Source organism: Bradyrhizobium sp. PRIMUS42 (assembly GCF_023006515.1).
In the GTDB taxonomy this organism is placed as follows: domain Bacteria; phylum Pseudomonadota; class Alphaproteobacteria; order Rhizobiales; family Xanthobacteraceae; genus Bradyrhizobium.
In genome coordinates this window covers 1-8663 of the sequence record NZ_JALBGZ010000228.1, presented here as the reverse complement: position 1 = coordinate 8663, position 8663 = coordinate 1, and the positions used below count along the sequence as shown (strand labels likewise).

The 8663-nt window shown below is 64.4% G+C and carries 10 protein-coding genes; 6 read left to right on the top strand and 4 right to left on the bottom strand.

Going from position 1 to position 8663, the window contains the following annotated elements; translation table 11 throughout:
* Window positions 1–2: 2 nt before the first annotated feature.
* Genes MOV75_RS18245 through MOV75_RS18235 form a run of 3 tightly spaced genes read right to left on the bottom strand, consistent with a single transcriptional unit; the run spans window position 3 to window position 1994 of the window.
* The gene (locus MOV75_RS18245) at window positions 3–665 is read right to left on the bottom strand and encodes a hypothetical protein (protein ID WP_246928358.1); all 663 of its coding nucleotides are present in this window, start codon (window positions 663–665) and stop codon (window positions 3–5) included.
* A gap of 23 nt (window positions 666–688) precedes the next feature.
* Window positions 689–1216 carry a xanthine phosphoribosyltransferase gene (gpt, locus tag MOV75_RS18240; RefSeq protein WP_212081434.1) on the bottom strand — a complete coding sequence of 176 codons (528 nt, stop codon included), beginning with the start codon at window positions 1214–1216 and terminating at the stop codon, window positions 689–691.
* A 40-nt stretch (window positions 1217–1256) separates the two neighbouring features.
* On the bottom strand, window positions 1257–1994 hold the full coding sequence (locus tag MOV75_RS18235; RefSeq protein ID WP_246928360.1) for a molybdopterin-binding protein: 738 nt from the start codon (window positions 1992–1994) through the stop codon (window positions 1257–1259).
* Between the two features lie 280 nt (window positions 1995–2274).
* On the opposite strand from MOV75_RS18235, the gene MOV75_RS18230 reads away from it, so the two are divergent.
* The 6 genes from MOV75_RS18230 to MOV75_RS18205 all read left to right on the top strand — a co-directional run bounded on the left by MOV75_RS18230 (window position 2275) and on the right by MOV75_RS18205 (window position 7714).
* Window positions 2275–3693, top strand: coding sequence for a circularly permuted type 2 ATP-grasp protein (locus tag MOV75_RS18230; protein ID WP_246928363.1), 1419 nt, complete (start codon window positions 2275–2277; stop codon window positions 3691–3693).
* Between the two features lie 4 nt (window positions 3694–3697).
* Window positions 3698–4642, top strand: a complete 945-nt coding sequence (locus MOV75_RS18225; RefSeq protein WP_246928372.1) for an alpha-E domain-containing protein — start codon at window positions 3698–3700, stop codon at window positions 4640–4642.
* Window positions 4643–4750: 108 nt separating this feature from the next.
* Window positions 4751–5593, top strand: a complete 843-nt coding sequence (locus MOV75_RS18220; protein ID WP_246928374.1) for a transglutaminase family protein — start codon at window positions 4751–4753, stop codon at window positions 5591–5593.
* A 67-nt stretch (window positions 5594–5660) separates the two neighbouring features.
* Window positions 5661–6068 carry a carboxymuconolactone decarboxylase family protein gene (locus MOV75_RS18215; protein ID WP_092259187.1) on the top strand — a complete coding sequence of 136 codons (408 nt, stop codon included), beginning with the start codon at window positions 5661–5663 and terminating at the stop codon, window positions 6066–6068.
* 106 nt (window positions 6069–6174) lie between these two features.
* Window positions 6175–6933 (top strand): proteasome-type protease, encoded by a 759-nt coding sequence (locus tag MOV75_RS18210; RefSeq protein WP_246928376.1) that lies wholly within the window; start codon window positions 6175–6177, stop codon window positions 6931–6933.
* Between the two features lie 22 nt (window positions 6934–6955).
* On the top strand, window positions 6956–7714 hold the full coding sequence (locus MOV75_RS18205) for an SDR family oxidoreductase (RefSeq protein ID WP_246928378.1): 759 nt from the start codon (window positions 6956–6958) through the stop codon (window positions 7712–7714).
* 154 nt (window positions 7715–7868) lie between these two features.
* Here the strand turns inward: MOV75_RS18205 and MOV75_RS18200 are convergent.
* Window positions 7869–8663, bottom strand: a 795-nt coding sequence (locus MOV75_RS18200; protein ID WP_247006314.1) for an MFS transporter, incomplete at its 5' end; no start/stop codon positions are given.

Sequence of the window (8663 nt, the reverse complement as noted above, 5' to 3'; positions counted from 1 at the left end):
CGCTATGGCAACGCCGTCGGATGCAGCACGGGTTGGTAGCCGGCGTTCAATGTGCGCAGCGTCGAGGGCGGCGTCAGCAACGCCGCTTCGCCAGGCTGACGCTCGGCGGCGCGATAGCCCGCCGGTGACCACAAGAGCGCTCTGCCCTGCGTCACCAAAAAGCTCTCTTCGCCCTGCTGCACCATTGCGCCGTCGGGCAAGTCTGCGAGCGGCACCGGCAGGGGGTGAAGGCGCTTGCGGCCTCGATCGAGCCGCTCCTGATGCAACACGGCGTCCATCGCCTTCGCACTCGCTTTGCTCACACCATTCCCCGCTTCCCACGCAGCGCGAAATCGCTTGGCATCGTCGCGGCGGCAGAAGAAGCAGGGGCGATGGCCCGCGGCAAAGGCGGTGGCCTCGTCGAGGAAGAACAGCTCGGTCCAGCTCCGCCGCGCCATCACCGGCCGCCGCCAGCCGCGAAATTCACACAGGCACGTAATCCAGGCCGGCGACGACCAGCGCTTTGTCAGCAGCGTCCTGGTCGCGGGATCATGGATGATGCCGCGATTGCCGGTGAACAGGCCGCGGTGCGGGGTGGCGATGATGTCGCCGGTCGGCGTGACCCGGTTTTGCAGGGGGCGAGTAGCGAATAGCGAATTGCGAATGGAGGATTCACTATTCGCCATTGGCCACTCGCCATCGCCGTCAATCACGCCGCCCCATCTCGCAGCGGCGGGTGATAGGACAGCGCGGTGTCCCAGGGGAAGAAGATCCAGGTGTCCTGCGAGACTTCCGTGATGAAAGTATCGACCAGCGGGCGGCCCATCGGCTTGGCGTAGACGGTGGCGAAATGCGCATCGGGCAGCATCTCGCGCACCAGCTTGCCGGTCTTGCCGGTGTCGACGAGGTCATCGACGATCAACAGCCCCTTGCCGGTGCCGCCGCCGAGCTTCATGGCCGCTTCCGAAATGCCCTTGAGGACCTGGAGCTCGCCCTGCTTGTTGTGGTCGTAGCTGGCGATGCAGACCGTGTCGATCACGCGCACGCCGAGCTCGCGCGCCACGATCGCCGCCGGCACGAGGCCACCGCGGGTGATCGCGATCACCGCGTGGAACGGACCGACCTCGTTGAGCCGCCAGGTTAGCGCCCGGCAATCCCTATGGAATTGGTCCCAGGAGACCGGAAAGGCCCTGCCCGCCCGCTCCTGTGCGCTCAGTTCCGGTGCTTCACCTGCCATCGTCGTCTCCTGCCATTGGTCTCGCGGGCAGTTTTCTCTGCTAGCGGGTGATGTTCAATCCTGCCAGCATTTCCTTCACCGCCGCCATCGCGGATGCGAGCTTGTCGGCATCGCGCGAGCGCACCACGAGATTGGTATTGGGCTTCTGCTCTTCGTCCATGAAGGGATAGCTGCCGATGATGGTGTCGGGATGAGCGGCGGCGATCGCCCGCAAGGGGCTGCCGATGTCGCCCTCCCGCGCATTGGCGCGGACCGATTCGGAGAGCATGCGCACACCCGACTTCAGCTTGGGCGAGACGATGTCCATCATCGCCTGCATGATCGAGGGCACGCCAGCCATCACGATGACATTGCCGATCTTGAAGCCGGGAGCGAGGATGGTCGCGCTCTGGATCAGCTCGGCGCCGTCGGGAATGCGGGCCATGCGCAGGCGGGCCTCGTTGAGGTCCTGCTCGCTCCAGCGCTCGCGGAAACGGGCCACGACCTCCGGATGGTGGTCGATGCCGACGCCGAACGCCTTGGCCACGCTGTCGGCAGTGATGTCGTCATGGGTCGGCCCGATTCCGCCGGTTGTGAAGACGTAGGTGTAGCGATGCCGCAGTGCATCCAAGGCCGCGACGATGTCGGCCTCGTCGTCGGAGACGACCCGGACCTCCTTCAGGTCGATGCCGATATTGGTCAGGTATTCGGCAATGAAGCCGATATTCTTGTCCTTGGTCCGGCCGGACAGGATTTCGTCCCCAATGACCAGAATGCCCGCCGTGACGATCTCGCTCATAACTTTAAGTCCCTCACCTGTGGCGCCGACTTTGCCGAGGTAACGCGTTGAAGTCACGCGGTTTTGCTGCCGAAATAAGCAGTCCTCAGCCATTTTTTCAGGCATGTTCGCGGCCATTCCCGCCAAATGCTGTCAGTCCATGCATATCGCGCTGGCCCGGCCCTTGCTACCACCTCGGAGTCATGCACTCTTGCCGCATGGCCACAGGACGTTGCGGTCTTCACCAAGGCCGCGCGGCCTGTCCAATGGCGCAACGCCTTGCGGAGACAAGTCGGGATCTATGGCAGTCGCGTTTGATGAAATGAATATTCCCGGCGGGGAGCTTCGCCCCGCCTATGAGGAGCTGGCACGCTGGCTCAAGGAGACGCCTCCCGAGGCGCTCGAATATCGCCGCCAGGAGGCCGAGCTCCTGTTCCGCCGCATCGGCATCACCTTCGCTGTTTATGGCGAGGCCGAATCCACCGAACGCCTGATCCCCTTCGACGTGATCCCGCGGATCATGTCCGGCAAGGAATGGACCCTCCTGGAGAAGGGCCTGAAGCAGCGCGTGCGCGCGCTCAACATGTTCCTGCGCGACATCTATCACGGCCGCGACATCCTCCGTGCCGAGATCGTACCCGACGATCTGATCTTCCAGAATCCAGTCTTCCGCCCCGAGATGAACGGCCAGCAGGTGCCGCACGACGTCTATGTGCACATCGCCGGCATCGACATCGTCCGGGTCGATGCCAACGACTTCATCGTGCTGGAGGACAATGCGCGGACGCCGTCCGGCGTGTCCTACATGCTGGAAAACCGCGAGATCATGATGCGGCTGTTTCCGGATCTGTTCGCCCGCCACAGGGTGGCGCCGGTCGAGCGCTATCCGGACGAGCTGCTCTCGGCGCTCCGCTCCGTCGCGCCGCAAAGCGCATCGGGCGAGCCGACGGTGGCCCTGCTCACGCCCGGCGTCTACAACTCGGCCTATTACGAGCACTCCTTCCTCGCCGATAAGCTCGGTATCGAGCTGGTCGAGGGCCGCGACCTCATCGTCAAGAACAACGAAGTGTTCATGCGGACGACGGAAGGGCTGAAGCGGGTCGACGTGATCTATCGCCGCGTCGACGACGACTTCATCGATCCCCTCACCTTCCGTCCCGATTCCGTGCTCGGCGTGCCCGGGCTGATGTCGGCCTATGCGGCCGGCAACATCACGCTCGCCAACGCCGTCGGCACCGGGATTGCCGACGACAAGGCGATCTACTCCTACATGCCCGACATCGTGAAATTCTATCTCGGCGAGGAGCCGATCCTGAAGAACGTGCCGACCTGGCGCTGCCGCGAGCCGAAAGACCTAGCCTACGTGCTGGACAACCTCGGCGATCTCGTCGTCAAGGAAGTTCACGGCTCCGGCGGCTACGGCATGCTGATCGGACCCGCCGCGACCAAAGCGACGATCGAAGCATTTCGCGAGAAGCTCAAGCGCGAGCCCGAAGGCTTCATCGCGCAGCCGACGCTGGCGCTGTCGACCTGCCCGACCTGCACGGCGTCAGGCCTTGCGCCACGCCATGTCGATCTGCGGCCCTTCGTGCTCACCGGCAGCAAGGGCACCACCATCGTGCCGGGCGGGCTGACACGCGTCGCACTCAAGGAAGGCTCCCTGGTGGTCAATTCCAGCCAGGGCGGCGGCACCAAAGACACCTGGATCCTGGACGAGTAGACAGATGCTGTCGCGTACCGCCGAAAACCTCTACTGGCTCGCCCGCTACGTCGAACGGGCCGAATATCTCGCGCGCACCATCGATGCGACGTTGCGCGTCACCGCGCTTCCCGCCGCCTATATCGGCAAGACCAACGAATGGGACTCGGCGCTGCTCACCGCCGGCGTCGCCTCAAGCTTCTATCAGACCTATGAGGAAGCCAACGAACGCAACGTCGTCGACTACCTCTCGTTCTCGGCGGACAACCCGTCCTCGATCAGGAACTGCATCGAGGCGGCGCGGCTGAACTCGCGCTCGGTGCGCACCGCGCTGACCAGCGAGATGTGGGACACCATCAACTCGGCCTGGATCGAGGTGCAGGAGGTCTGGAGCAAGGGCACGTCGACGCGCGAAGATTTGGCAAAATTCCTGCGCTTCGTTCAGGAGACCTCGCTCCGCTTCGACGGCTCGGCCTACCGGACCATGCTACGCAACGACGCCTATTGGTTCTCGCGGCTCGGCCTGCACCTGGAGCGCGCCGACAACACTGCACGCATCCTCGATGTGAAGTATCACGTGCTGCTGCCCGAGGAAGAGCATGTCGGTGGCCCGCTCGACTTCTATCAGTGGAGCTCGATCCTGCGTTCGGTGTCGGCGCTGACGGCCTATCACTGGGTCTATCGCGAGACGCTCAAACCGTGGCTGGTCGCGGACCTGTTGATCCTCAACGGCACCCTGCCGCGCTCGCTTGCGAGCTGCTATGACAATCTCACGCGGAACCTCGACCAGATCGGCGTCGCCTATGGCCGGCAGGGGCCGGCCCAGCGCCACGCCCGCGGTATCCGCAACCGGCTGGAACACAGCAATATGAACGACATTTTCCAGCATGGCGTGCATGAATTCATTCAGGAATTCATCGCGGATAATTCCAGGCTGGGCGAAATCATCACGAAGCAGTATTTGATCTGATAAATGCCGTCATTCCGGGGCGCCCGAAGGCGAACCCGGAATCTCGAGATTCCGGGTTCGATGCTGACGCATCGACCCGGAATGACGACGCAAGAACAACGGTCCCCCATGCGCCTGCGAATCCAGCACACCACGACCTATCACTACGAGCCGCCGGCCACGAGCGTGATCCAGATTCTGCGCATGACGCCCGGCAGCCATGACGGGCAATATGTGGCGGAATGGCAGATCGACGTCTCCACGGACACCAAGCTCGACACGCATGAGGACGCGTTCGGCAACGTCACCCACGTGCTGTCCTGCGGGCCGGTCGGCGACATCAAGATCATCGCCGAAGGACTGATCGAGACCCACGACACTGGCGGCGTGCTGCGCGGCACTGACGAGCGCTTTCCGGCCGGCATGTTCCTGCGCTCCACCGACCTCACCACCGTCAATCCGGCGATGATGGCGGTTGCGCGCCAGTTGCGCAGCGAGGCCGAGAGCGACACGCTCGGCTTCCTGCACACGTTGATGGCCGAGATCAGCGATCACATGACCTTCGACGAGGACCCGACCAACAGCGGCACCTCGGCAGCCGAGGCCTTCGCGCTCAAGCGCGGCGTGTGCCAGGACTATGCGCATATCTTCATCGCCTGCGCCCGCAGCGGCGGCGTGCCAGCGCGTTTCGTCTCCGGCCACTTCCTGCGCTCGGACGGCACGGTGCACCAGGATGCCGGCCACGCCTGGGCGGAGGCCTACGTGCCCGATCTCGGCTGGATCGGCTTCGACCCCGCCAACAGCATCTGCGCCACCGACGCACATGTCCGCGTCGCGATCGGGCTCGACTATCTCGGCGCCGCTCCCGTGCGCGGCACCCGCTATGGCGGCGGCGCGGAGACATTGACTGTGGCGGTCAAGGTCGAGCAGGCCGGCCGCGGCGGGCAATCGCAGTCACAGTGGCAAAGCTAGGCGCAACCGTCCAAATGCAGAGGCCGTGCTACACTCGCGGGACCAGACTGTCCCCCCGAGGTACCCCATGGCAACCGTAAAGCTGCTTTCGGACGATGAACTCTCCACTGAAGCGCGCGCCGTCTTTGACGATATCCGCAAAGTGCGGAAATCGGATTTCGTCAACAATTTCTGGCGCGCGCTGGCGCATGATCCGAAGACGCTGCGGCGAACCTGGGAGAGCATCAAGGAGGTGATGGCTCCAGGCGCGCTCGATCCCAAGGTCAAGGAAATGCTCTATGTCGCGGTCTCGATCGCGCATGGCTGCAGCTACTGCATCCATTCGCACACCGCCGCCGCACGGGCCAAGGGCATGACCGAGGCCGAATATGGCGAGCTGCTCGCCATCGTCGGCATGGCCGCGGAGACCAATCGTCTGGTCACAGCGCTCGGCGTGCCGGTTGATGAGGCGTTTCTCGTAGACGCCGCCGACTGAAGCTGCCAGTTGCGCCCTGGGATGACGGCTCGCCCCGGGAATCGGGGGTTGGAGCGGCCCTTGAAATTGGCTAGTAATTCCGCGCAAACGCGTTCGGGGACTGGAAATGACCTATTGTTGTGGAATCCTGGTTCGGGACGGTCTGGTGATGATCGCCGATACCCGCACCAATGCCGGCCTCGACAACGTCTCGACCTTCCGCAAGCTTCACATCTTCTCAAAGCCCGGCGAGCGCATCATGGCGATCGCCAGCGCTGGCAACCTCGCCATCAGCCAGTCGGTACTGTCGACGCTGACCGAAGGCCTGGAAGACCCCAACACGGGTGAGATCGAGACGCTGATGAACGCGCCGACCATGTTCCAGGCCGCCCAGCGCATCGGCCGGGCAATCCGGGCGGTGCACGCGACCGAAGGGCCGGCGCTGAGATCCGAGGACGTGTCCTTCGACGTCTCCTTTTTGTTCGGCGGCCAGATCAAGGGCTCCCGGATGCGACTGTTCATGATCTACACCGCCGGCAACTTCATCGAGTGCACCACCGACACGCCCTATTTGCAGATCGGCGAGCACAAATACGGCAAGCCGGTGCTCGACCGCGCCATGCATTACGACGTTGAGCTCTACGAGGCGCTGAAGACCGGTCTGATCTCGATGGACTCGACCATGCGCTCGAATCTCGGCGTCGGCCTGCCGATCGACGTGCTGGTGGTACGCGCGGACGCCTGCGAGGCCGATCTCAACCACCGCATCGAAGCGGGCGAGCCCTATTTCCACGATCTGCGCTCGCGCTGGTCTGCGGCCCTGCGCGCCGCGCATCAGAACATTCCGCGGCCGCCCTACAAGAACGAAAAAGAACCGAAAACCTGACAGCAAGAAAAGGCAGGAAATGATGAGTGAAGCAAAAAAAATCGCAGTGGTGACCGGCGCCGGCACCGGCGTCGGGCGCGCGGCGTCGCTGGCATTGATGAACACCGGCTTCACCGTGGTGCTGGTCGGGCGCCGGCTCGACATGCTCGAGGAGACCGCAAAGCTCGGTCCCGCGGGCAAGAGCCTGTGCGTCACCGCCGACATGACCAAGCCGGATTCGATCGCCGCGCTGTTTGACAAGGTGAAGGCGACCTACGGCCGGCTCGACGTGCTGTTCAACAATGCCGGCATGGGCGCGCCTCCGGTGAATTTCGAAGATCTCACTCTCGAGCAGTGGCAGGCGGTGGTGAACACCAACCTCACCGGCCCGTTCCTGTGCACCCAGCACGCCTTCCGTATCATGAAGGACCAGAGCCCGCGCGGCGGCCGCATCATCAACAACGGTTCGATCTCGGCGCATGCGCCGCGGCCGTTCTCGGCGGCCTACACCTCGACCAAGCACGCCATCACGGGCCTGACCAAGGCCAGCAACCTCGACGGCCGCATGTACGACATCGCCGTCGGCCAGGTCGACATCGGCAATGCCGCGACCCCGATGACCGATCGCATGGTCAACGGCCCCGGCGTGCTGCAGCCCGACGGCACGTCGAAGCAGGAACCGCGCATGGACGCCAAAGCGGTCGGCGATGCCGTCGCCTACATGGCCGGCCTGCCACTCGATGCCAACGTGCTGACGATGACGGTGATGGCGACCAAGATGCCGTTCGTCGGACGGGGCTAGTCGTCGCTCTCGTGCCCCGGACGCAGCGCGGCATGCCATGACGCGCTGCTGAGCCGGGGCCCATGCCTCCACGATCTCGTTCTTGGCCTTCTGGATCCCGGCGCTGCGGCGCGTCACTTCGTGCCGCACCGCGTCCGGGACACGCGATCTTCCCCTACTCCAAGCTTTCCACCTTCCGCAGGCTGGGAAACAGCTTCATCCAGAGCAGCGCCACCGCGACGGTGGCAACGCCGCCGAATACGGCGGCCGGCATGGCACCGAGCAGCGCGGCTGCCACTCCGCTCTCGAACTGGCCGAGCTGGTTCGAGGCGTTGATGAAGAGGAAGTTGACCGCGCCGACCCGGCCGCGCATCTCGTCGGGCGTTGCGAGCTGCACCAGCGAGAAGCGGATCACGACGCTGATCGTATCGGCGGCACCGAGGACAGCGAGCGCGAGCACCGACAGCCACATCCAGGACGACAGCGCGAACACGATCGTGGCGAGGCCGAACACGATCACGGCCTGGAACATGCGCAGGCCCACATGCCTGGAGATGGCGTGACGCGCCAGCACCATGGTCATCAAGAGCGCGCCGACCGCGGGCGCCGCGCGCAGCACGCCGAGCCCGACCGGGCCGGTCTGGAGGATGTCGCGGGCATAGATCGGCAACAGCGCAGTGACGCCCCCGAACAGCACCGCGAACAGGTCGAGCGAGATGGTGCCGAGGATTGCGGGATTACTGCGGATGAAGCGAACGCCGGCGAAGATGTTATCCGCGTCCGTTCCCTCCTTGGCGATGGCCTGCGGGCGCGGTCGGATGAAGCCGGTCAGGATCATCCCGAAGATCCAGAACAGCACCATCATGGCATAGGCAAGATGCGGGGCGACCGCATAGGCGAAGCCGCCGAGCGCCGGCCCGGTGATAGTCGCCACCTGCGCCGCGCCGCTGGAGACGGCGGTAGCGCGCTG